Here is a 24,577-nt window from a genome sequence, read left to right as displayed (position 1 = left end):
TGACTAAAAACCTACGCTTTTCAACTTCAACCCAGCAGTTTCTTTCACCCCAAACAACAGGTTCATATTCTGAACGGCTTGACCGCTCGCCCCTTTGAGCAGGTTGTCGATGATGCTGTTGATAAACAGTTTATTACCATGTTTTTCCAAATGGATAATGCATTTATTCGTATTAACCACTTGCTTCAAATCGATATTCGCTTTGCTGATGTGGGTAAAAGGATGTGATGCATAATATGCCTCGTACTGTGCATATGCCTCACCTTCACTCAAGTCACTATCCATATAAATGGTAGATAGAATACCCCTCGGGAAACTTCCCCGTTGGGGAATGATGTTGATGCGCTCCATGGCCCGTTGCAGTAGGGTTCCTTCATTATCGGGTAAGAAACCCGGTTGCAATTGATCTAGCGATTCACTGATTTCCTGCAAATGCTGGTGTTCAAACGCCTTATAAACCGACAAGTTGTTACTGCGCCAACTGAAGTGCGAGGTGGCCGATGGCTTCTGTCCGGCTCCTGTGGAGCCCGTGGTGGCATTGATGTGGATTTCATTGGGAAGGAGCCCCTTGGCGGCCAAAGGCAATAGTGCCAATTGGATTCCTGTGGCGAAACAGCCGGGGTTAGCGATGTAATGTGCTGACTGGATGGCTTCTCGTTGCAATTCGGGTAGGCCGTATACAAATGACTTGTTTTGGTAAGTGGTATTTGCTTTTAGCCTATAGTCCTGCGATAAATCGATAATTTTCACATGGGGCGCTATACCATTGGCGTCCAAAAACTTCCGCGCATCGCCATGGCCAACACAAAGAAAAAGTACATCAATATGATCAGACATGCTAGCTGTAAACGTTAGGTCCGTATCACCCAATAAATCGGTATGTACGTCTGATAGCTTATTGCCGGCATTACTGCCACTATTGGCAAACACGATTTCAACTTGCGGATGATGAATAAGTATCCGTAATAATTCGCCCCCCGTATAACCCGCTGAACCGATAATGCCTGCCTTTATTTTTGTCATGCTTTGTTATTTATTAGAACATGGATGACGCTTTCCATCCGGTATCTATTTTCCGTTTACCTTATGCCAAATCATCGTTTGGTTACCAAATATTTTGGAGAAGCCCTTCACATCATCTCCTGTCCAGGCATTGTTCATTTCGCCATAGCTGCCAAATGCATTGGACATCAGATCGTGCTCAGATTCGATACCAATGATGTGGAATCGGTATGGATTCAATTCCACGAAGACTTTGCCCGTTACGGTTTGTTGCGCGCTTTGCAAAAACGCTTCGATATCGCGCATCACCGGATCATGCATCTGCCCCTCATGCATCCAATTGCCATAAAATGCAGCTAATTGATCCTTCCAGCTCAACTGCCATTTGGTGAGTGTATGTTTTTCCAACGTATGATGTGCCTTGATGATGATAAGGGGTGCGGCCGCTTCAAAACCCACTCGGCCCTTGATACCGATGATGGTATCGCCCACATGGATATCACGGCCAATGCCATACGGCTGAGCAATGGCTTGTAGTTCCTGTATCACTTGCACCGGGCCGATCCTATTGCCATCCAATGCTGCGGGCTCTCCCTTTTCGAAATCGATGGTGATACGGCGGGGGATTGTGGAGGTAGCAGGCGTAGGCCATGCTTCCTCAGGGAGTGTTTCATGCGAGGTCAATGTTTCTTTTCCCCCTACGGATGTCCCCCAGATTCCTTTGTTGATAGAATATTTGGCTTTTTCGGCATTGAATTCAACGCCGTGCTTGTGCAAGTATTCGATTTCGGCTTCGCGGCTCAACTTAAGATCGCGGATGGGGGTAATAATTTCTACTCCGGGGATAAGCGTATTGAATATCATATCAAACCGCACCTGATCATTGCCAGCTCCCGTGCTCCCGTGAGCCACATAAGTTGCATCGATTTTCTTCGCATAATCGGCAATCGCCGTGGCTTGGCTCACCCGTTCGGCACTCACCGATAGCGGATAGGTTGCATTCTTCAATACATTGCCGAAGATGAGGTATTTGATACTACTATGGTAATAGTTTTGGGTTTCATCTACAACAGCATGCGATTTGACACCCAATGCATAGGCCCGTTTTTCGATTTCCGCAAGTTCTTCATCCGAAAATCCTCCGGTATTGACGATAACCGAATGGACTTCCAATCCCAAATCCTTTGATAGATAAATGCAACAAAATGAGGTGTCCAATCCTCCGCTAAATGCTAATACGACTTTTTTCATTGATAACTATATATAATATGATCCTACATAGTTTGCCTTATGGCCTCTGTAAGATCAGTTAAACTACTCAAATAGGCTTTGGATATCTTGTGATAATGGTCGTAACCATCTTTTTGGTAGATTTCCATAGTTTGGCTTCGATACGTTTCAAAAGCGATGATTTCTTGGTGATTTGCTTCAACCGCTCCTTCGCTTTGGCTTTCATCTCTATCCGCTCACGCAACTCCTTTTCCTTTTCCACGGGATCCCACAACATCGCTGTACACATACAGTTTTTGCGTTCTTTCATGGTAAGGATATCATAGTTTACGCAACTTTGGCAACCTTTCCAGAATTCCTCATCTTGGGTAAGCTCCGAATAGGTTACTGGTTCGTATCCCAAATCCGAATTGATTTTCATCACAGCCAGTCCTGTAGTGAGGCCAAAAATCTTAGCCTTCGGGTACTTTTCCCGGGAAAGGTCGAAGATACGCTTTTTTATGGCCTTGGCCAACCCCGCTTTACGAAATTTGGGGCTGACGACTAATCCCGAGTTGGCTACAAAGTCCCCATGGCTCCATGTTTCGATGTAGCAAAAACCAGCCCATGTGCCATCGCGGTGCAAGGCAATCACGGCTTTACCCTCTTTCATTTTATTTGCCACGTACTCCGGGCTACGGCGGGCAATGCCGGTCCCTCGGGCTTTGGCCGATTCGGCCATCTCGTCACAAATTTGCTGTGCGTAACCTATATGGTGTGCACCTGCTGGAATAATTACGAAATCTGAAAGTTCCATTGGAATATACGACCCCAAAAATTGAAAACAATCAACCTAATAAGTTGTGTTTTAGTGATACTATAAAACGTTAAAAAACTACTGATAATGTACAACTATCGGACTCCATGTTGTACAGTTTTGGAGAGGGACGCCCCATTTTTAAGCCCGGGGCAATATGGGTCGTCGGAGCCGGATAACCGGTCTTTCGGTCATATAAAATTCACAAAAAAAGCCCTTCAAGTCATGCTGAAAGCATAATAAGGGAGATGCCGTTATATATTTTTTTGTGTTCATTGCTAATCTACTACGGCAAAGCCGTAATGTAAGGGACAAATGTATGAAATAATTTTTCTTTTCCACAAGAATTTCTAGGCTTTTCGCAATCAATTGCCTCTTCTTTTCGGAAAACCATATTTGGATACCGCAGGTTTTCTTCCGACCTTTGCCTGCTACCTTCTAGCGAGGAAGGTGTAATTTATTCACGTAGAAAGATGGTTGGAGCAAGCTGGTTTTTCATTTTAATTTTTGCAATCCCATTGATTGCTTTTCTTATTTGGTTAATGAAGCAAGATAAGCGCAAAGGGATATGGGGTATTATAATTGTCTTGTTACTGGCAATTGGAGCATCATATGTAGCTATACGGGCGAGCGGTAATGCCGCAGCTAATTTCGAACTACGAAAAAAAGAAGCTCAGGAGAAAAGTCATTAAAAAAAGAGATGGCCATCTCTTTTTTAATCCGTTATCCCTTCCAGCGCAAATAAAAATGCATATTCCAGTGCTATCTCCTTGAGGTAGTCAAATCGCCCCGACGCACCTCCATGCCCGTAGTCCATTTCCGTCTTCAGAAGCAACACCTTATCATCAGTCTTGGTGGCACGTAGCCTGGCCACCCATTTGGCCGGCTCGAAATACTGGACCTGGCTATCATGAAGTCCAGTAGTTACCAACATATTAGGATATGCCTTCGCTTCAATATTTTCATAAGGTGAATACCCTTTCAAATACTCATAAGCTGCCTTGTCATTGGGATTACCCCATTCGTCATATTCATTGGTAGTCAATGGAATAGTTTCATCCAGCATCGTATTTACCACATCAACAAAGGGTACCTGAGCGATGATACCGTTCCATAAGTTGGGCGCCATATTAACAACTGCACCCATCAATAGTCCTCCAGCACTTCCACCTTGGGCGTACAGATGTTGTTGAGCGGTATATTTCTCATCAACCAAGTACTCCCCACAGGCAATGAAATCTGTAAACGTATTGACTTTGTTCATCATCTTCCCATCTTCATACCATTGTCTGCCCATTTCTTGCCCTCCGCGTATATGGGCAATAGCAAACACAAAACCACGGTCGAGTAGACTTAATCGGGAGGAACTGAACCATGTATCAATCGAGTTGCCGTATGATCCGTAACCATACAAAAGTAAGGGTGCACTACCATTCTGCTTGAAGCCTTTTTTGTACACTAATGAAATGGGCACCTTCGTTCCATCTTTGGCCGTGGCATACAAACGTTTAGTTACATAGTCTGTAATGTTATACCCCCCTACTACTTCCTGCTGTTTCATCAACGTTTTCTCACGGCTATTCATATCATAGTCATACGTAGAGGACGGTGTGGTCAGTGAAGTATATCCATAGCGCAATATGGATGTCTCGTATTCAGCGTTGGTAGAAGTATAAGCTGCGTAGGCTTCCTCACCGAAATCCAAATAATGTTCCTTCCCGTCTCTCAGGTGGCGAATAGCCAACTGCGCAAGGCCATTTTTCCGTTCAGAAATGACCAAGAAGTCCTTAAACTCATCTACACCTTCCAACAGCACATCTTCGCGGTGAGGAATCACCTCTTTCCAATGTTCCAGCCCTGTATTATCAAAGGGGCATTCCATCAACTTGAAGTTTTTGGCATCTTGATTGGTCACGATAAGGAATCGATCCTCCAGCGCCGTTACATTATATAATACATCGTTAATACGAGGCTGGAACACCTTAAATGTACCCAACGGGTTATTTGCATCCAAATACCGTGTCTCCGAAGAAAGTGTGCCTCCGGAATAGATATAAATAAATTTGCCTGATTTGGCTTTATTCACGCCAATGTAATTGGTGTTGTCCACCTCATGGTACACCACGATATCTGTTTTGCTGTCTGAACCCAATATGTGCCGCATGATTTTCTCGGTCAGCAAGGTCACTGGGTTTTTGCTGGTGTAAAACAAGGTTTTGTTGTCGTTGGCCCAAACCGAACCTCCGGTGGTGCGGGATATGGCATCGGTAAGCAATGCTCCTGTTTCCAGGTTCTTCACATGGATCGTATATTCCCGTCGCGATACGGTATCTACTCCATATGCCAAAAATTTATTGTCGGGGCTTACATTAAAGCCCCCTACTGCATAATAGGCATGGCCCTCAGCCATGGCATCTACATCGAGGAGCACCTCTTCAGCAGCATCAAGGCTACCCTTTTTGCGACAAAATTTGTAATACTGCTTACCTTCCTCTGTACGCGTATAATAATAGTATCCATTCTTTAAATAGGGTACCGATTCATCTTGTTCCTTGATACGACCCTTCATCTCATCAAACAATTTGGCTTGCAATGTTTCCGTATTTTTCATCATCGCATCGGTATACGCATTCTCAGCGTTGAGGTATTCGATGACGGAGGCCGTATCCGGTCCTTTTTTGAAGTAGTCATTGAGCCAATAATAGTTATCCACTACGGTGTCGCCATGTAGCGCACGAGTGTATGGTTTAATGGATGCAATGGGAGGCTTTTCGTCAGGCCATTCGTATGGTGTCTGGGAAAATTCAGGGGAGGAACAGGAGGCAACAATCATGCTCATTGGCAATATATAATTTATGGATTTATAGTTCATGGGGCTTAAGATTATACAAATACAAATGAACGAAATATAATCATACGATTAAACCATTTGGAACCAGATTTATCAAAATTTAACAGTTATCTTCATGGTATTAACATTATATTTGCCCACATTACTAAAATGGCACCTCATATGGCGTTTCGGAAATTGCTCCATGCACTCGTTATTGTTTTTCTCCCGTTATTTTCCCTAGGACAGGCAAAAGATGCTCCACCTTCCAACTGGTTCAACCTTGACTTCGAGCGGGACGGTGTAATGGGTATCAGCACGGAAAAGGCGTATGATTTATTGTTAAAAGATAAAAAAAGCACGCCTGTGGTGGTAGCTGTGATAGATGGGGGTGTGGATGTGCGCCATGAAGACCTTAAGGATATCATTTGGATCAACGAAAAGGACAGCGCAGCTACGGGCAATGATGAAGATGGAAATGGTTATATCAATGACAAGTATGGTTGGAATTTCCTGGGTAATGCCAATGGCGAAAACGTGCAGTACGACAATCTTGAAGTGACTCGTCTGGTACATAAACTTGAACCGAAATATGTATCCGTATTACCTTCTACCCCGATGAGTGGAGAAGAACGAAGAGAGTTTGCTGAATACCAAAAGATGGTGACCTACTATGCCAATAAAATGCAAGAGGCCCGCTTTGGGCAGATTAGCTATACTGGACTGAAAAGAGCTGTAGACACCATGGTTGTTCGGATTGGCAAAGAGAAACCTACATTGGCCGATTTCGATAAATATAACGCTAGTGGTGACCTGGAAAAGATGGCTTTGCGAATTGTCAAAAAAGAATTGAAAGATGAACCGGATTTCGGCAAATTTTATGAAGAACTTGAGGAAGGGGTAACACATTTCAACAACCAAGTAAATTATCATCTCAACAAGGAATATGACTCGCGACCCACCGTCGGCGACGACTATGAGAATAGCCAAGAACGTTATTATGGCAATCCTGATGTAACCGGACCCGATGCAGACCATGGCACTCACGTGGCTGGCATCATCGGCGCCATACGCGATAACGGCATTGGTATAAAAGGGGTAGCAGACAATGTTCGTATCATGGCGATACGTACCGTTCCCGATGGTGACGAACGCGATAAGGATGTAGCTAATTCCATCCGTTATGCCGTAGAGAACGGCGCAAAAGTCATCAACATGAGTTTTGGGAAAGCTTTCGTCAAAGACAAGCAGGTAGTGGATGATGCCGTGAAGTTTGCACTGGAAAATGATGTCTTGATTATCCATGCCGCCGGAAACGATGGCCAAGACAATGACGCTACACCCAATTTTCCCAATCGTAATTATGTGGATAGCTTAGGTATCAATAAAGGGGAGGCAGGCGCTTGGATAGAGGTAGGTGCCAGCCAATGGAAGAATGATAATGATTTGGTGGCTTCATTTTCCAACTATGGGCGCCGATCTGTAGATGTATTCGCCCCGGGGGTAAAGATATACGCTACCATGCCCGGATCAAAATACAAAGATCAGCAAGGCACCAGTATGGCCGCCCCAGTAGTGGCTGGCCTCGCCTCGTTAATCCGCTCCTATTACCCGGAATTACCCGCCATGGAGGTAAAACGAATCATTATGCAATCTGTGACACGTGTGGATCAACGGGTAAAGGTGACGGGGCCTGATGGACAGAATAGGAGAGTATCCATGAACGACATCTGTGTGACAGGAGGAATTGTCAATGCATATAAGGCACTTCTGCTAGCGGAGCAACAGGCATTGGAGCCGGCAAAGAAAAAATAAAACCAAAAAACGCTTCTGTTCATACTAATACCTTATTTGAGGCGTTATTACGTTATATACGCGACAAATAAATGCTTATGACAGAAACTTATACTACTAAAAAATCAGTCCCCGGGATTGTCAAGAAATTAAGCCGAGAAAACCCTCAACTAGACTTTGATGATGAGCTTTTTTATGATTTCCTCAAAAACAGGATGGATATTCTGATCCGTCAACCACAAGCGGAGAGCATAAGCAAAATCACATCTTATTCGAAAGCTTTGAGAACACCTTTGTAAAAGGGGATAGTGGAAAAACCTGTTAGGATTACTTTATAATCAACGTAATTTTGATTATGTTTGGCTATGCTCAAAAAAGAACGATACCGGGCATTTGTAGCCTATTTTTCTGCACATAATCCAAATGCCCAAACTGAGCTAAACTACAGTACTCCTTATGAACTTTTGGTGGCTGTAATCTTGTCGGCGCAATGTACCGACAAACGGATCAACCAGGTGACTCCGGCGTTGTTCAGTCGCTTTCCCGATGTCGAAAGCCTTGCTGCCAGTACGCCTGAAGAAGTATTCACCTACATCCGTAGCGTGAGCTATCCCAACAACAAATCCAAGCACTTAGTGGGTATGGCACAAAAACTGCTGTCGGACTTCGATGGGGTCGTGCCTGAGAAGATTGATGACCTGCAAAAGTTACCTGGCGTAGGTCGAAAGACTGCCAATGTCATTGCTTCCGTTGTGTATAAGGCCCCTGCCATGGCTGTAGATACCCATGTATTCCGTGTCGCCAACCGTATTGGTCTCACCAACAACGCTAAGACTCCTCTTGCTGCGGAAAGGCAATTGGTAAAATATTTACCTGAAGAAACTTTGGCAATTGCGCATCATTGGCTAATTTTACATGGCCGATATATCTGCCTGGCCCGTAAGCCTAAATGCGAAGAATGCCCCATCACATGGATGTGCCGGTATTATGAGGAGAGTAGGGAAGTTGGGAAGTCCGAGGGACAGGAAGACGGAAAGCAAGATTTAGCTAACAGCTAACGACTGGCTGATAGCTGACAGCCGAAAAAAAACGAAAAATATTAGCAAAATAAAATTATTAACTTTACCTTTGGCTAAATAATTACTAAAACCATGAGCAATCAAGACAAACTGAAAGCACTACAACTCACATTAGATAAATTGGAAAAGTCCTACGGCAAAGGCACCGTCATGAAATTGGGCGATTCTGCTGTAGAAACCATAGAATCCATTTCCACAGGTTCCATCGGACTGGATATTGCCTTAGGTATCGGTGGTGTACCAAAAGGTCGGGTCATCGAAATCTACGGCCCCGAATCTTCGGGCAAGACCACGCTGGCCACACATATTGTTGCCGAAGCCCAGAAAAAAGGGGGCATTGCGGCCATCATCGACGCCGAACATGCCTTTGACAAATACTATGCTAGGAAGCTTGGCGTGGATATCGAAAATCTCTTGATTTCTCAGCCTGACAACGGCGAGCAAGCTCTTGAGATTGCAGACAACCTTATCCGGTCGGGTGCCATTGATGTAATTGTGATTGACTCCGTTGCCGCTCTGGTACCCAAGAGTGAAATCGAAGGCGAGATGGGCGACTCCAAAATGGGTCTGCAGGCTCGGCTCATGTCACAGGCGCTACGTAAACTGACGGGTACCATTTCCAAAACCAATTGTTGCTGCATTTTCATCAATCAATTACGCGAAAAAATCGGTGTGATGTTTGGCAACCCTGAAACTACCACTGGCGGTAATGCCCTTAAATTCTATGCTTCCGTACGTCTTGACATTCGCCGAATGGCACAAATCAAGGATGCAGACGAGGTGGCTGGCAACCGTGTGAAAGTCAAAATTGTTAAAAACAAAGTGGCTCCCCCGTTCCGTATTGCGGAATTCGATATCATGTTTGGTGAGGGCATCTCTAAGTCTGGTGAAATCATTGATTTGGGTGTTGATTTCAACATCATCAAAAAAGCAGGTTCCTGGTTTAGTTATGGCGATACCAAACTCGGGCAAGGGAGAGATGCTGTAAAAGCACTGCTACTCGACAACCCGGATTTGATGGACGAGCTGGAAGCAAAAATCAAAGCGGAAGTAACGGCAGAAAAGCTAGAGGAGCTATAATGGTTCTTCTAGTTTAGCCCTGTCTCCAAACGCATGGTATAAGTAGAACCCAACCTACATTTACCGAAATTTCCCAAATTGATTGCGAGTAAAATCTTATCGCTTATACTCCATTAATTCAACTTATTCAGGTACCGAAAAAACTCACTTTCCGTGGATAGAATGATGCTGGTGTTTTCATCCAACGATTTCTCAAAACTCTCCATGGTCCGTATAAACTTGTACAGATCAACCGCTTGTCTATTCTTATTATAGGCAGATGCATAGATTGCCGCAGCTTCTGCATCGGCCCGTCCCTTGATCTCTTCTGCTTCACGGAAAGCTTCCGATTGAATCTTTGCCAAGTCCCGCTCCTTGTCACCTTGGATCTTCCGGGCTTCACCTTGTCCTTCGGAGCGGAATTGGTCTGCAATACGATTCCGTTCGCTTATCATCCGGTCATGTACCCGATCTCGCACCTCATCTACATAATTCATGCGCTTAAACCTAAAATCTAATACCCTGACACCAAGGTCCGCTGTCCTTTCATTGGCCTTTTTTAGGATGATTTCCTCTATCTTTTCCCTTCCCACAGAAATATTTTCCAAAATCTCTATTTCTTCCATAAAATCCTCTGTCACTTCCGGATCCCTATTGGTGGAGCGGACAATATCCAACAACTCATTGCTTGCTATTGCATTCCTGGTTTCCCCATCCAAAATATCATCCAACCGAGATTGAGCAGATCGTTCATCCCGCAACCGGATAAAAAACTGCAACGGGTCAGTGATTTCCCACCGAGCATAAGTATCTACGAAAATGAATTTTTTATCCTTCGTTGGCACTTGGTTTTTATCCCCATCCCATTCCAGATACCGTTTGTCAAAGAATTGCACTTTATGTAAAAAGGGCACCTTAAAATTCATGCCAGGCGATGTTCGGGGTTTGCCTACAGGTTTCCCGAATTGGGTGACAATAGCTTGCTTGGTTTCATCCAGGATATATATGCTGCTGTTGGCTAAGATCAGCAATATAACCCCGATGACGATATAAACGATATAAAGTTTCTTCATTTTTCAACACTTCCTTTCTTGTCAACAGTTACTTTCTTATCAATATTTAAGAGTGGCAATACATTGCTCCCCTTTTCATCCACGATGACCTTATTCCCCAGTTTGGGAAGCACCTTTTCCATCGTTTCCAAATAGATCCGCTGCTTGGTTACTTCCGGAGCTTTCACATATTCGTTAAAAAGGGAGTTGAAGCGATCGGCCTCCCCCGTAGCCCTGTTTACCCGATTGAGTGCATAGGCCTCCGCCAGTTCGATGGTTTCCTGTGCTTCGCCACTAGCCCTCGGTATTACCCGATTGTAATCGGCCTCGGCTTGATTGATGAGGGTCTCTCTTTCTTGTTGAGCCTCGTTCACCGCATTGAAAGACGGTTTTACCGGATCAGGGGGGTTTACATCCTGAAGGACCACTTGATCAATCCGGATACCGTTTTCATATTCATCACAAAGTTCTTGTAGCAACTGCTCCACGCTGGTCGCTACCGCTTGCCTGCCCACTGTCAGTACTTCATTGACCGTCCGGTCACCAACGATTTTCCTCATGGCCGACTCAGACATGTCCCTAAGGGTCTTGTCTGCATTCCTTACCTTAAAAAGATACTTATATGAATCGCTAATCCTGTATTGGACCACCCATTCCACATCAGTCAGGTTCAAGTCTCCCGTCAACATGATGGATTCATCAACATACCCTTCCTTGCTGTACTGAGATTGTTGTCCAGCGGAAGTGGTCCGAAATCCAAACTCCTGCTTTAGTTGTCTCTGAACAGGTATTTTATACATTTTCTCAATACCAAAAGGCAGTATAAAATTCAATCCTGGTGAATCCGTACGACTATATTCGCCTAACTGGACAACGACTCCTTCTTCTTCTGGACCTACCGTACGAAAAGAAGTGAATATAGCGATTAGTACAACTATCCCAATGATAATTTTGCTAAGGTATTTCTTGATCCATTCCGGATTGAAATTGACCTCATAATTTTTATCTAACATAAATTATTATTTGTTTAGGTAAAACCATTGGTTCAAATCTACTAAAAAATAAAGCAATAGACGACCGACTTACGATAAATATGCTTTTGATATGGAGGAATAAACATAACCTGTGAATTGTAAATGAAGAGCTCCCTTCTATAGCAACCGTAGGCTGCATTTCCAAAAAAATCCTTATGTTTGGTATTACCGATGGTAATAAAGCCTCAAAAAATATACTTAACAGCGATAGACAATGCTCAAACACTATTACTTTTTTTATTGGCTGATGGCTTTGCCGCTTTTTGCTGCTGCTCAAGACCAGGATAAGCCAGCAAGGCCAGCTATTGGCGTTTGCGTGTCAGACGATCACATTACCCAAGCAAAAGATGCGGGGTTTGAATTTATTGTCCCCAGTGTCAGCTCCTACCTCAAGCCCCACCTAACGGATGATCAATTCTCGGATATTGTAGCCAATGAGAACCTTCCACCGGTTTTTGCGTGTAACATTTTTTTTCCATCAAAAATGAAGTGTGTGGGACCAACTTCAAACATGGATTCGGTTTTGGCTTATGCCAAAATCGTATTCAAGCGGGCCAAGCAAGTTGGGGTACCTATCATCGTATTTGGCAGTGGGGGTGCGAGAGCCATTCCGGATGGGTTTAGCAAAAATCTGGCAGTAAAACAATTTACCCAATTGTGTATAGAACTTTCGAAATTGGCTCAACAGTACGATGTGAAAATCGCCTTGGAAAACCTGAACAGGGAAGAAACCAATCTAATCAATACGGTTGAAGCAGCCGTTGAAATCTGCGAACAGGTGAATATGCCAAATTTCGGTGTAAATGTGGATATTTATCACATGTTGAAGGAAGATGAACCGGCAAAAAACATATTAAAAGCTAGGGACTACATCCTTATTTGCGACATCGCTGAGCGTGAAAAACGTACACCGCCCGGAGTCCAGGATACAGACTTCGGAGCTTACCTGCGTGCCCTGAAGCAAATCGGCTACAGCGGAGGGATAGCCGTAGAGGCACGGTGGGATGACTTTTCTGACCAGGCCACCCACGCTCATCGAACACTAATTCGGCAACTTAATATAATATATTAACATGCTGATACCTTGGAGAAAATCTTGCACGGTTAAATCCTCAGAAAAATAAAAAAACTGGCTGAAATATTTTCTACGCTTTCACAACCCGTTCCAAAACGGCAATATACAGCCCGATTCCCTCTCCAATCTCATTCACATAGATAAACTCATCAGCCATGTGAGAGCGGGCTGAATCACCGGGGCCGAGCTTGAGTGACGGGATATCGAGCAAGGCTTGGTCACTCGTAGTTGGTGAGCCATACGTGGTGCGTCCAAGGGCAAGACCTGCCTGCACCACGGGGTGTTCCTTCAGAATGGATGAAGGTTTAAGCCTTACTGATCTGGGTTTCACTTCGCAGCTCACATGCCGACGTATGAGATCGAGCACCTCATCATTGCGGTAAGCATCGGTAACCCGGATATCTACCACGAACTCGCAGGTGGCCGGTACCACATTATGCTGTGACCCAGCGTGGATGACGGTAACGCTCATCTTGATGGGACCAAACTCCTCGGATTCCCTGGGGAAGCGGTAACTGATGAACCATTCAATGTCTTTAAGCGCTTTGTAGATGGCATTATCACCTTCCTCACGGGCAGCATGGCCAGCTTTGCCATGTGCAACGCAGTCCAGCACCATCAGCCCGCGTTCAGCTACGGCCAATTGCATCAACGTTGGTTCGCCCACAATGGCAAAATCCAACGGGCCTAAATCGGGGATAACCAACTCCAAGCCATTGGTGCCGGATATTTCTTCCTCTGCCGTAGCAGCAATGCAAAAATTGTATTGGAGGTCTTCTTCTGGATAGAAATGCAGAAAAGCAGCAATCAGCGATACCAAACATCCCCCTGCGTCATTACTTCCTAATCCATATAACTTGCCATCCTCGAAATCGGGCGAGAACGGGTTGCGCGTATAGCCTGTATTGGGTTTTACGGTATCATGATGCGAATTGAGCAGTATGGTGGGTTTCCCTGCATCGAAAAATTTATTGTATGCCCATACGTTATTCAGCTTGCGGTAGGTCTTTACTCCTCTTTGCTGCAAAAACCGCTCGATGGTATCACCCGTTTGATTTTCCTCCTTACTGAATGAGGGAACACGGATGAGATCACGCAATAAATTGGTACTATCTTGTATTAACTTTTCAACCATTATATAATCCCCCAGCCTTGAGTGCCGACAATTTGATTCCCTTAATGAAGGCCGAACTGAAACCATTGTGCTCCATCTCATTTAATCCGGCAATAGTACAGCCCTTGGGAGAAGTCACTTTATCGATCTCCCCTTCTGGATGGCTTTGGGTTTGCAATAGCAAATCGGCAGCGCCTTTAGCCGTCTGCACCGCCATTTTCAATGCATCATGGGCATGGAACCCAATCTCTACCCCTCCTTGCGAAGCTGCGCGGATACTGCGGAGGAAAAAGGCGATGCCACATGCGCATAATGCTGTTGCCGAAGTCATTAAATCTTCGTTGATGGTGACAACCGCGCCTACGGTCTCAAACATCTTGGTCACCCGCTCCATTTGTTCATCCGAGGCATTGTCTGAGGCAATACACGTCATAGATTGGCCAATGGCAATGGCCGTATTGGGCATAGCACGAATTACTTGTACATTGTTACCCAATTTGTCGCGGACATCGCTGCAAGTAACCCCAGATACTACCGAAACCACAATCTGCTTTTCCGGAGAAACGGCGGGAGCAATCTCTTCCAATACGCCTTTCAATTGCTGAGGCAATACCGCCAGTACAATAACACAGGCATCATAAATGGCCACTTTGTTGTTATCACTCACCTTGAATCCCTCGGTAGCTTCTTCGCTCAGCGATTTAAGGCTCCTGCGGGTTAAGGTAATATCTTCGGCTTGGCAGTATGCTTTATTTACTAATCCTTTTGCCAGGGAAAGACCGATGTTCCCGCTTCCGATAATGGTTATCTTGTTCATTTGTGATGAAAGTTAAAATCGTAAATCGTAAATTATATTATTTAATCATTCGCGTGCCAAATCGCTGTTCACGCAGCAAGTGCAAGTCATCGGCATGCCCAATGCAGACTTCATACACTCCCTTGCCGATGGCATCAAAGGCATTGTATAGCTTAGGCACCATGCCGTCTGCAATGATACCCGAAGCCTTTAATTGTTCAAACTCTCCGGCTCGTATTTCCGGTATAGTTGAGTTTTCATCATGGACATCACGAAGCACCCCTTTTTTTTCAAAACAATACACCAACGATGTATCGTACAGGGACGACAATGCCACGGCCAGTGCCGAAGCGATGGTATCGGCATTGGTATTCAGCAATTGCCCATGCCCATCATGCGTAATGGCTGAAAATACCGGAGTCAAACCACCTTCCACCAACGTGGAGATCGTTTGCGTGTCCACCGACCCGGGTAGGATATCACCCACAAATCCGAAGTCTATTTCCTTCACCGGCCGCTTTACTGTTCTAATGCTATTACCATCCGCTCCGCTAAGCCCGATGGCATTGCAACCATGTTTCTGCAAACCCGTCACAATTTGCTTGTTGGTCAGTCCGGCATACACCATGGTCACCACACGCAGCATCGCCTCATCAGTGATTCGGCGTCCTTCCACCAGCTTTGCTTCTACGCCAAGCTCAGCTGCCGTACGCGTGGCAATCTTACCTCCTCCATGCACCAAAATCTTGTTCCCCCTCAAGGTTGAAAACCGCTCCAAAAAGCGACTTAATCCTTCGGGATGGTCGATTATATTTCCACCAATCTTAATGACCCATAGCCGTAATGTTGGCATATTAATATATTTTATTTTGCAATCCTGTTCTTACCTTGCTAAACCATTCTTCTCGCAAAATGCTCAGCACAATACTATCACGCCGTGTTCCATCCGAACACCTACCATTCTTTCGCAGTATTCCTTCTTCCTGGCAACCAATGGCCTTCATCGCCTCAATACTGCGTTGATTGTTATGGTCTGCTCTGAATTCTACCCGCTCCATACCCATTTGTTCAAATGCAAACTGCAATAACAGGTACTTGCAATGCCTATTGAGTCCTGTACGTTGGAATTGTTTCCCATACCAAGTGTACCCCAATTGTAGCGTCTGCTCAACCAACTGAATGTCGTAATATCGTGTACATCCAGCATACTGGTCTACCCGTTTGTCAAACACAATAAAAGGATACTGCTTCCCGTCCGATCTTCCCCCAACAGCCCTATCCAAGTAATTTGTCAATCCATCATCCCCGACTACCGGAACCATGGAATACTGCCATAACTCAGGTTCGTGAATGGCAAATGGCAGTAGGTTATGGTGGTCATCCATAGTGAGTGGACGGAGCAACGTCACCTCGTCCTCAAGCACATAATCCGATGTAAAGTCAAATTGTATCAAGTGTTGTTCGTTATAACTGTTCGAGCATACGTTTCAACACGACCTGTGCCGCCCATACACGATTCCCAGCTTCTTGGACGACCAGTGAATGTGGCCCATCCAACACTTCACTTGCCAATTCCAAATCACGCCGTACAGGTAAACAATGCATTACCTTGGCCATGTTTGTCAATTCCAATTTGGCATTATCAAGCAGCCAACGTTCATCCACGGAATAAATTTTACCATAATCTGTGTAGGAAGACCAATTCTTCACATAGACGAAGTCTGCAGCCATCAATGCTTCGTCTAATACATTCGTAATGGTTGCACCTTCGGTAAATTCTTCGGAAAGCGCATACCCATCTGGATGTGCAATGCTGAAGTCCACCAAGCCTTCTGCTTGTGCGCGGCACATCCATTCGGCAAATGAATTGGGTACGGCTTGTGGTAATGCCTTCACGTGGGGCGCCCATGCCAACACCACCTTGGGCTTTCCTTCCTTTTGCCAGTGTTCGCGAATCGTGATGAGGTCAGTAAGGCTCTGCAAAGGATGGCGAGTGGCACTTTCCAAGCTCACCACGGGCACACCGCAAAATCTGATGAATTTTTTGAACAAATCCTCGCTGTAGTCCTCTTCACGATTTTGAAGCTTCGGAAATGACCGCATACCCAATACATCACAATATTGACCCATCACGGCGGCAGCCTCGCGGATATGCTCTACCGTATTGCCATCCATCACCACACCATCCTTGGTTTCGAGCGCCCAACCATCCTTGTCCATATTCATTATCATCACCTCCATCCCCAAATTGGTTGCGGCTTTCTGTGTACTCAGGCGTGTACGTAAACTCGGGTTGAGGAAAACCAAGCCCAAGGTTCTCCGTTTCCCTAGTTGTTCATAGGCAAAGGGGTTCTTTTTCAACCCCAATGCTTCATCTACGATACCCGATAGGTTATCGACATCCGCGACCGAAAAAAATTGCTTCATGGGTATAATCGTCAATCTAGAAACCCGACATATCGGATTCTTTGGTGCCTTAAAAAAATAAAATATAGTTAATAATCCCTTAGCCGTTCATCCAACGCTTCCAAGAAGCGATCAGCGTGGGTTTTTGTCATATTCAGCGCCGGAAGCAACCGAATTACGTTCGGTTTGGCTTCGCCGGTGAAGATACGGTTTTTGATTAATAAATCCTTCTTGATAGACGACAGTTCCTCTGGCAGGTCGATGCCGATCATGAGGCCGCGTCCACGCACTTCACGGATGCGGTCAAGCTTGCCCAATTCACCAATGAGGTAGTTGCCTACTTCGGCTGCATTACGAATCAAGCCGTCCTGTTCCACCACTTCCAATACAGCCAAGGCTGCTGCGCAAGCAAGGTGGTTGCCACCAAAAGTAGTGCCGAGCATGCCAAACCATGGCTTTATTTTGGGTGATATGGCTATACCGCCTATTGGAAATCCGTTGCCCATTCCTTTGGCCATACTGTAGATATCGGCTTCCACGCCGGCGTGGTCGTGCGCGTAGAACTTGCCGGTTCGGCCATACCCACATTGCACCGAATCAGCGACAAACACGGCTCCGTATTGCGTTGTGAGTGCGCGTATCTTCTGGAGGAAATTTATGGTAGCGACTTGGATTCCGCCTACTCCTTGGATACCTTCGATGATGACCGATGAGATTTGTTCGCCATGTGATGCGAAAGCATGCTCCAATGCATCCTCATCATTGAAAGGAAGGAAGATGACATTATCTGTTTGGTTTACTGGTGCCACGATTTTGGGATTGTCTGTAGCGGCCACAGCCAAAGAGGTACGTCCGTGAAAGGCTCCTTTGAAAGCGATTACTTTCTTCCGGCCATTGTGAAAGGAAGCGAGTTTAAGTGCATTTTCGTTGGCTTCGGCTCCTGAGTTACATAGAAACAACTGGTAATCATCTTTGTTGGAAATCTTCCCAAGTAAATTGGCCAGTTGTACTTGTGGGGGTATTTCAATAGAATTCGAATAAAAACCAATCCGATTCAATTGTTCTGTAATGCGCTTCACATAGTGGGGATGTGTATGGCCGATGGCGATGACTGCATGGCCACCATATAGGTCTAAGTATTCGTTTCCTTGCGCATCCCACACGGTACTACCTTGAGCCCTTACGATTTCAATGGGATTGATGGGATAAACGTCAAATAGGTTCATATTCAATCAAAATAAAATAGTCAGCAAATTTACATTAATGATAGGTGTCCCGAAAAAGAAAGGAAATAAAAAAAACCCGCTTTTTGAAATCAAAAAACGGGTTGAACTCATTTCAATGAACTAATTCTTAGTCCTCTTTCTTGTCCTCCTTTGGAGTCTCTTCCGTTTCTGTAGCATCTTCTGCCGCCTCACTTACGTCGGCAACAGGTTCTTCCGGAGTCTCGGGAGATTCAGTTTCCACTGTCTCCGCAGCGGCGGCAACCACTTCCTCTTCAGCAGTGTTGCTATCTGCCACTACTTCAGTAGCAGCAGCTTCTTTACCTGCTCCGGCCTTTTTCCTACCACGTCGTCGTGTAGACTTGTGTTCAGTACCAGCGCCATCCTTCTTGTACACCTCGTTGTAATCTACCAGTTCAATGAAGGCCATTTCGGCATTATCGCCAAAACGGTTTTCCATTTTAATGATACGGGTATACCCTCCTGGGCGGGTAGCTACTTTTTCGGATATTTCGCGAAAAAGAATGGTCACTGCTTCCTTATCTTGAAGGTAACTGAATACCGTACGACGTGAATGTGTCGTATCACTTTTCGATTTGGTAATCAATGGTTCCACATACTTACGCAAAGCCTTGGCTTTAGCCAATGTAGTAGTGATTCGCTTGTGCTTGATAAGCGATGTGGCCATATTCGACAACATCGCTTTACGATGACTTGCTGTGCGGCCTAAGTGATTGAATTTTTTTCCGTGTCTCATTTTAATTTTGAAATTTGTGCATACCGCTCCTGATTTCTCGGGAAGGAATTATGCAACAGGTCGCTAACTACCCGCAAAAAAGCAGGCATTGAATTATAATTACTCTTCGTCTAATTTGTATTTGGCCAAGTTCATGCCAAACGACAAGCCCTTCGATTTAACCAATTCTTGGATTTCGCTCAATGACTTTTTCCCGAAATTTCTGAATTTGAGCATATCTGCTACGTCATACGTCACCAATTCGGCAAGCGTACGGATATCTGCTGCTTTCAGGCAGTTAAGGGCACGTACAGACAAATCCAAATCTACCAACTCGGTTTTAAGGATCTTACGCATATGCAGGATTTCCTCGTCCACCACCTTGGTCTCTTCCTTGGCTTGTGACTCAAGTAGCATGTTCTCATCCGAGAACAGCATGAAATGCTGAATAAGAATTTTGGCTGCCTCTTTCAGGGCCTCCTCTGGGTGAATGGAACCATCAGTAGAAATGTCCAACAACAATTTCTCATAGTCAGTCTTTTGTTCCACACGATAGTTCTCGATGGTATATTTTACATTCTTAATGGGTGTAAAAATCGAGTCTACTGCAATCACACCTACTGGTCCGTCAGTCACCTTGTTTTCCTCGGCGTTGATATATCCTCTTCCTTTGGACACATTGAGTTCTAGCTCCAAGGTCACTGAACTTTCCATGTTACAGATAACCAAGTCGGGATTCAATACGGTGAAGTTGCTCGAGAACTTGGTGATATCACCTGCGGTCAGTTGGTCTTGTCCATTGATGACCATGAAAACCTTGTCCGAGTCGCCCAAATCTCCCGTCTTCTTGAAACGTACTTGCTTCAAGTTCAGGATAATTTCAGTAACATCCTCTACAACCCCCTTGATGGTAGAGAATTCGTGCGATACACCTGAGAAACGAACCGACGTAATTGCATATCCTTCCAGTGAGGACAATAGAATACGGCGTAAAGCATTACCAATGGTCACACCAAAACCAGGTTCCAACGGCCGAAATTCAAATGTGCCATCAAAATCCGTGGATTTCTGCATGATAACTTTATCAGGTCTTTGAAATGCTAAGATTGCCATGTATTTATTCTTAATGTTTGTTTACAATAATTGCTATACACCAGAAATAACATATACCCATAGGCTATGCTTTTCCTGTGTGTTACTTATTTGGAGTACAACTCGACAATTAAGTTTTCTTTGATGTTTTCCGGAATTTCCGAGCGCTCAGGGTAATTGAGGAATTTACCGGTCAACCCATTTGCATCCCATTCCAACCAACTGAATTTGTTGATTTTGCGGCCAGCTACAGAGTCGGAAATCGCTTCGAGTGACTTCGACCGTTCACGAACAGCAATGACATCACCCGGACGGAGGCTATATGAAGGAATGTTCACCAATTCGCCATTGACGGTAATGTGCTTGTGGCCTACCAATTGGCGAGCAGCAGAGCGCGTAGGGGCAATCCCCAAACGGTAAACCGTATTGTCTAGACGCGCTTCCAAAAGCTTAAGGAAAATCTCACCGGTGATGCCATGCTTGGATGAAGCTTTGGCAAACAAATTAGCAAACTGACGTTCAAGTACACCATAGGTATACTTAGCCTTTTGCTTTTCAAGCAATTGTACGGCATATTCAGACTGCTTTCCTCTCCGTTTTGAAACTCCGTGTTGTCCCGGAGGATAATTCTTACGTTCTAATGCTTTGTCAGGCCCGAAAATAGGTTCTCTAAATTTCCGAGCGATTTTGGACTTTGGTCCTGTATATCTTGCCATATAGTTATTGGATTTAAAGTATCTTTCAGCCTATAGCTGAAGAATCTTAGCTTTAAAAAATTGTGTTATACTCTTCTGCGTTTTGGGGGGCGGCATCCATTGTGGGGAAGTGGGGTGATGTCCCGGATGGCAGTCACTTCAATCCCTGAGTTTTGTAGTGTCCTAATGGCCGACTCACGCCCGGCACCTGGTCCTTTTACATAAACCTCCACTTTGCGCAATCCCAAATCGTGTGCTACTTTACCACAATCGGCAGCCGCCTGAGAAGCAGCATAAGGGGTGTTTTTCTTTGAACCCCTAAAACCCATTTTACCAGCGCTTGACCATGAGATGGTCTGCCCTTGGTTGTTGGTAAGTGTAATGATGATATTATTGAAGGTAGCGTTGATATGTGCTTCGCCTACAGCTTCAATAGCTACAACACGCTTTTTGCTTATTTTTTTACTCTTAGCCATTGTCTCTTCTCAATTATTATTTAGTAGCTTTCTTCTTGTTTGCAACCGTCTTACGCTTTCCTTTACGCGTACGTGAATTGTTTTTGGTGCGTTGACCGCGAACAGGAAGGTGCTTACGATGACGAAGGCCACGATAACAGCCAATATCCATCAGGCGCTTGATATTCAACTGGACTTCCGAACGAAGTGACCCTTCCACTTTAATCTCTTCCGTGATCACATTACGAATGGCTGACAACTGGTCATCATCCCAGTCCTGTACCTTCACATCGTAATCGATACCGGCTTTGTTCAAAATGCGTTGGGCGGTAGAACGACCAATCCCGTAAATGTATGTGAGGCCAATCTCCCCCCTCTTGTTTTTAGGTAAATCTATACCTGCGATCCTTGCCATATATTATTTAATGATTTACGATTTTAGATTTTAGATTTTAGATTGGTGAATTGCTTATAACGCGTAGCAACCGTAAATCTAAAATCTACAATTCCTTACCCTTGACGTTGTTTGAACTTTGGGTTTTTCTTGTTGATTACAAATACTTTGCCTTTGCGACGGATAATCTTACAATCCGCGCTGCGCTTTTTGATGGATGCTCTGACTTTCATGATCTTATACTATTCCTTATCGCATTAGCCTCTTTTGATATCAAGCAGGCCGCCGCTTTATTTATATCGATATGTTATTCTTCCCTTTGTTAAGTCATAGGGCGACATTTCCAATTTTACCCGGTCACCCGGTAAGATTTTAATGTAATGCATCCGCATTTTTCCCGAAATATGGGCGATTATTTCATGCCCATTTTCTAACTCTACGCGAAACATCGCATTGGAAAGCGCTTCTTTGATAACTCCGTCTAACTCAATTGAGGCTTGTTTAGCCATATAGTCTTGATTATTATCTAATTATACCCCCATATAAACAGGGATGCAAAGATAAGCAAAAAAAATAGAATGTCAATTCTTTTTGCGCAAAACTTCCTCAATATACGCAAACGTAGTTAATATATCCGGTTTGCCCTTCCGTACTGCCACCATGTGCTCATAATGTGCTGAGGGTTTACCATCTACTGTGCTTACCGTCCATCCGTCGTCCCAAAACTTCACCCCTGCTTTCCCCATGTTGATCATGGGTTCAATGCAGATGACCAACCCCTCTTCCAACTTGGCACCTGTGCCCCGTTTTCCATAATTGGGCACTTCCGGTTTTTCGTGGAGCTTATATCCCACGCCATGCCCCACCAACTCACGGACGATACCATAACCATATCGCCCCACATGCTCTTGTACAGCATAGGCGATGTCGCCAACCCGCTTACCCGCAACGGCCTGCTCGGTGGCCAAGTTGAGCGACTCCAATGTTACCTGCATGAGTTGCTTTACCTCATCGGTTACGTCACCTACCGCAAACGTATAGGCGGAGTCACTGATGTAATTATTCAATTCTACCCCACCATCCACCGATACAATGTCGCCATCACGAAGTTCATAACCGCTTGGCAAGCCGTGCACTACTTGATCATTCACCGAGATGCACAGGGAATTGGGGAAACCATGATAATTGAGGAAAGCCGGCCGTCCTCCATGGTCATGGATATAATCATGTGCCAGTTTATCCAAGGATCCGGTAGTGACGCCGGGTCCGATTTCCTTTGCTATTTCGCCAAGCAACTGCGAAAGTACCGTGGCGGACTTTCGCAGTTGTTCAATATCTTCGGCCGACTTGTAATATACTTTAGACATGCTAAAGGCTATATGACTGATTGGGCAGGACCACCCGAAGCCACAGGGGTACGTCCCTTGATTCGGCCGGTCTTCATCAATCCATCATAATGGCGCATCAATAGATGGCTTTCTATCTGTTGCAAGGTATCCAATACCACGCCTACCAGAATAAGCAATGAAGTGCCTCCATAGAAATGGGCAAACTGGTTGTTTACTCCAAAAAGACTTGCAATAGCTGGCAAGATGGCAATTACAGCTAAAAAGATCGCCCCTGGCAACGTGATTTTCGATATCACACCGTCTATGTAAAAATTGGTGGCCTGTCCGGGTTTCACACCGGGGATGAACCCTCCGTTTTTCTTCATATCTTCAGACATTTGCTGCGGATTAACCATAATGGCCGTATAGAAGAATGTAAATGCAATGATCAGGACAGCAAATGTCACATTATATGCCACCGAAGTATAATTACTCAAGGATGTCAAAAATGGCGATTGCATGTCAGGAAAAAACTGACCAAGGCTCATCGGCACAAACATGATGGCCTGCGCAAAGATGATGGGCATAACCCCAGCGGCATTCACTTTCAATGGAATATACTGCCGCACGCCACCATATTGTTTATTACCTACGATCTTCTTGGCATATTGTACCGGTATCTTACGCACACCTTGCACAATGAGAATGGTGAAGATAACCACGAAAAATAAGGCAACAAACTCCAATAAGAGTGGAATTGGGCCACCTCCTCCAGTACTCATCCTTGAAAACCATTCGGCCGTGATACCACTGGGCAGTTGTGCAATGATACCTACCATAATAATCAACGAGATACCGTTTCCGATACCTTTATCGGTAATTTTTTCACCCAACCACATGACAAACAGCGTTCCAGCCGTAAGTACAAAGGTAGACAGTATGGTAAACATGGGATCTGCAATCATTTTTGCCCCTCCATCTATTTGCGTACGTACGTATGCAATAGACTGTACCAGTGTAATGGCCAGTGTAAGGTAGCGGGTAATCTGCGTCATCTTCTTGCGTCCACTTTCGCCTTCCTTCTGCATCTTTTGGAAATAAGGCACAGCTATTCCAAGCAATTGTACGACGATCGATGCCGATATATAGGGCATTACCCCTAATGCAAATATTGCCGAACGGGAAAACGATCCTCCGGCAAACATATCCAACAATCCGAGCAATCCCTCTTTGGCTTCAGTTTGGAGCGCAGCAGGGTTGACACCGGGTAGTACGATGTGGCATCCCACACGATATATCAGAAGAAACAAGAGCGTATTCAAGATACGCGTTCTTAAATCATCGATCTTCCAGATATTGGTTAAGGTTGTGATTAGCTTCTTCATGT

26 protein-coding genes are annotated in these 24,577 nt (G+C 44.9%); 5 read left to right on the top strand and 21 right to left on the bottom strand.

The genetic code is table 11. From position 1 onward, the window contains the following. Positions 1–3: 3 nt before the first annotated feature. From argC to NF543_RS04610, 3 genes are all read right to left on the bottom strand, one after another. Positions 4–1,023, bottom strand: a complete 1,020-nt coding sequence (argC, locus tag NF543_RS04620) for an N-acetyl-gamma-glutamyl-phosphate reductase (RefSeq protein WP_257666936.1) — start codon at positions 1,021–1,023, stop codon at positions 4–6. Positions 1,024–1,068: 45 nt separating this feature from the next. Then, entirely contained in the window at positions 1,069–2,253 is a 1,185-nt protein-coding gene (argG, locus tag NF543_RS04615; RefSeq protein WP_257666935.1) for an argininosuccinate synthase, read from the bottom strand. A gap of 67 nt (positions 2,254–2,320) precedes the next feature. Continuing rightward, positions 2,321–3,028 carry a GNAT family N-acetyltransferase gene (locus NF543_RS04610; protein WP_257666934.1) on the bottom strand — a complete coding sequence of 236 codons (708 nt, stop codon included), beginning with the start codon at positions 3,026–3,028 and terminating at the stop codon, positions 2,321–2,323. Positions 3,029–3,501: 473 nt separating this feature from the next. Between NF543_RS04610 and NF543_RS04605 the strand changes: the two genes are divergently transcribed. Further along, a complete protein-coding gene (locus tag NF543_RS04605; RefSeq protein WP_257666933.1) occupies positions 3,502–3,720 on the top strand; it encodes a hypothetical protein in 219 nt (72 codons plus the stop codon). A gap of 23 nt (positions 3,721–3,743) precedes the next feature. Here the strand turns inward: NF543_RS04605 and NF543_RS04600 are convergent, their stop codons facing one another. Beyond that, the gene (locus NF543_RS04600) at positions 3,744–5,900 is read right to left on the bottom strand and encodes a S9 family peptidase (protein ID WP_257666932.1); all 2,157 of its coding nucleotides are present in this window, start codon (positions 5,898–5,900) and stop codon (positions 3,744–3,746) included. 141 nt (positions 5,901–6,041) lie between these two features. Between NF543_RS04600 and NF543_RS04595 the strand changes: the two genes are divergently transcribed. The 3 genes from NF543_RS04595 (at position 6,042) to recA (ending at position 9,811) form a co-directional block, all read left to right on the top strand. Beyond that, entirely contained in the window at positions 6,042–7,673 is a 1,632-nt protein-coding gene (locus NF543_RS04595; protein WP_257666931.1) for a S8 family peptidase, read from the top strand. A gap of 344 nt (positions 7,674–8,017) precedes the next feature. Continuing rightward, the gene (gene nth, locus NF543_RS04590) at positions 8,018–8,710 is read left to right on the top strand and encodes an endonuclease III (RefSeq protein WP_257666930.1); all 693 of its coding nucleotides are present in this window, start codon (positions 8,018–8,020) and stop codon (positions 8,708–8,710) included. A gap of 93 nt (positions 8,711–8,803) precedes the next feature. Next, entirely contained in the window at positions 8,804–9,811 is a 1,008-nt protein-coding gene (recA, locus tag NF543_RS04585; RefSeq protein ID WP_257666929.1) for a recombinase RecA, read from the top strand. A 113-nt stretch (positions 9,812–9,924) separates the two neighbouring features. Here recA and hflC read toward each other — a convergent pair whose 3' ends face one another. After that, positions 9,925–10,863, bottom strand: a complete 939-nt coding sequence (hflC, locus tag NF543_RS04580) for a protease modulator HflC (RefSeq protein ID WP_257666928.1) — start codon at positions 10,861–10,863, stop codon at positions 9,925–9,927. Beyond that, entirely contained in the window at positions 10,860–11,855 is a 996-nt protein-coding gene (gene hflK, locus NF543_RS04575) for an FtsH protease activity modulator HflK (RefSeq protein ID WP_257666927.1), read from the bottom strand. Before hflK ends, hflC begins: the two co-directional genes overlap by 4 nt. 235 nt (positions 11,856–12,090) lie before the next feature. Between hflK and NF543_RS04570 the strand changes: the two genes are divergently transcribed. After that, positions 12,091–12,948, top strand: coding sequence for a sugar phosphate isomerase/epimerase family protein (locus NF543_RS04570; protein WP_257666926.1), 858 nt, complete (start codon positions 12,091–12,093; stop codon positions 12,946–12,948). Positions 12,949–13,021: 73 nt separating this feature from the next. Here the strand turns inward: NF543_RS04570 and NF543_RS04565 are convergent, their stop codons facing one another. The 15 genes from NF543_RS04565 to secY all read right to left on the bottom strand — a co-directional run bounded on the left by NF543_RS04565 (position 13,022) and on the right by secY (position 24,575). Next, a complete protein-coding gene (locus NF543_RS04565) occupies positions 13,022–14,086 on the bottom strand; it encodes a M20 family metallo-hydrolase (RefSeq protein ID WP_257666925.1) in 1,065 nt (354 codons plus the stop codon). After that, entirely contained in the window at positions 14,079–14,882 is an 804-nt protein-coding gene (proC, locus tag NF543_RS04560) for a pyrroline-5-carboxylate reductase (RefSeq protein ID WP_257666924.1), read from the bottom strand. The genes NF543_RS04565 and proC overlap by 8 nt, the downstream gene beginning before the upstream one ends. Positions 14,883–14,919: 37 nt before the next feature. Next, positions 14,920–15,714, bottom strand: a complete 795-nt coding sequence (gene argB / locus NF543_RS04555) for an acetylglutamate kinase (RefSeq protein ID WP_257666923.1) — start codon at positions 15,712–15,714, stop codon at positions 14,920–14,922. A 1-nt stretch (position 15,715) separates the two neighbouring features. Next, complete coding sequence (locus NF543_RS04550) at positions 15,716–16,315, bottom strand: GNAT family N-acetyltransferase (RefSeq protein ID WP_257666922.1); 600 nt, start codon at positions 16,313–16,315, stop codon at positions 15,716–15,718. Between the two features lie 10 nt (positions 16,316–16,325). After that, positions 16,326–17,288, bottom strand: coding sequence for a Rossmann-fold NAD(P)-binding domain-containing protein (locus tag NF543_RS04545; RefSeq protein WP_257666921.1), 963 nt, complete (start codon positions 17,286–17,288; stop codon positions 16,326–16,328). Positions 17,289–17,356: 68 nt separating this feature from the next. Next, positions 17,357–18,493 carry an aspartate aminotransferase family protein gene (locus NF543_RS04540; RefSeq protein ID WP_257666920.1) on the bottom strand — a complete coding sequence of 379 codons (1,137 nt, stop codon included), beginning with the start codon at positions 18,491–18,493 and terminating at the stop codon, positions 17,357–17,359. A gap of 127 nt (positions 18,494–18,620) precedes the next feature. Further along, positions 18,621–19,247, bottom strand: coding sequence for a 50S ribosomal protein L17 (gene rplQ, locus NF543_RS04535; RefSeq protein ID WP_257666919.1), 627 nt, complete (start codon positions 19,245–19,247; stop codon positions 18,621–18,623). Between the two features lie 99 nt (positions 19,248–19,346). After that, positions 19,347–20,339 carry a DNA-directed RNA polymerase subunit alpha gene (locus NF543_RS04530; RefSeq protein WP_257666918.1) on the bottom strand — a complete coding sequence of 331 codons (993 nt, stop codon included), beginning with the start codon at positions 20,337–20,339 and terminating at the stop codon, positions 19,347–19,349. An 86-nt stretch (positions 20,340–20,425) separates the two neighbouring features. Then, complete coding sequence (gene rpsD, locus NF543_RS04525; RefSeq protein WP_257666917.1) at positions 20,426–21,034, bottom strand: 30S ribosomal protein S4; 609 nt, start codon at positions 21,032–21,034, stop codon at positions 20,426–20,428. Between the two features lie 65 nt (positions 21,035–21,099). Continuing rightward, complete coding sequence (gene rpsK, locus NF543_RS04520) at positions 21,100–21,489, bottom strand: 30S ribosomal protein S11 (RefSeq protein WP_257666916.1); 390 nt, start codon at positions 21,487–21,489, stop codon at positions 21,100–21,102. Positions 21,490–21,505: 16 nt separating this feature from the next. Then, positions 21,506–21,883 (bottom strand): 30S ribosomal protein S13, encoded by a 378-nt coding sequence (gene rpsM / locus NF543_RS04515; protein ID WP_257666915.1) that lies wholly within the window; start codon positions 21,881–21,883, stop codon positions 21,506–21,508. 95 nt (positions 21,884–21,978) lie between these two features. Then, complete coding sequence (gene ykgO / locus NF543_RS04510; protein WP_013665024.1) at positions 21,979–22,095, bottom strand: type B 50S ribosomal protein L36; 117 nt, start codon at positions 22,093–22,095, stop codon at positions 21,979–21,981. Positions 22,096–22,152: 57 nt separating this feature from the next. Further along, a complete protein-coding gene (gene infA, locus NF543_RS04505) occupies positions 22,153–22,371 on the bottom strand; it encodes a translation initiation factor IF-1 (protein ID WP_257666914.1) in 219 nt (72 codons plus the stop codon). Positions 22,372–22,443: 72 nt separating this feature from the next. Next, complete coding sequence (gene map, locus NF543_RS04500; RefSeq protein WP_257666913.1) at positions 22,444–23,229, bottom strand: type I methionyl aminopeptidase; 786 nt, start codon at positions 23,227–23,229, stop codon at positions 22,444–22,446. A gap of 8 nt (positions 23,230–23,237) precedes the next feature. Next, positions 23,238–24,575: a preprotein translocase subunit SecY gene (gene secY, locus NF543_RS04495; RefSeq protein ID WP_257666912.1), complete on the bottom strand. Its 1,338-nt coding sequence runs from the start codon at positions 24,573–24,575 to the stop codon at positions 23,238–23,240. Positions 24,576–24,577 lie beyond the last annotated feature (2 nt).

This window comes from Parapedobacter tibetensis, assembly GCF_024704835.1.
Lineage (GTDB): Bacteria > Bacteroidota > Bacteroidia > Sphingobacteriales > Sphingobacteriaceae > Parapedobacter > Parapedobacter tibetensis.
Note: the sequence above shows the minus strand (reverse complement) of the source record. Positions and strands in the feature narration are given on the sequence as shown.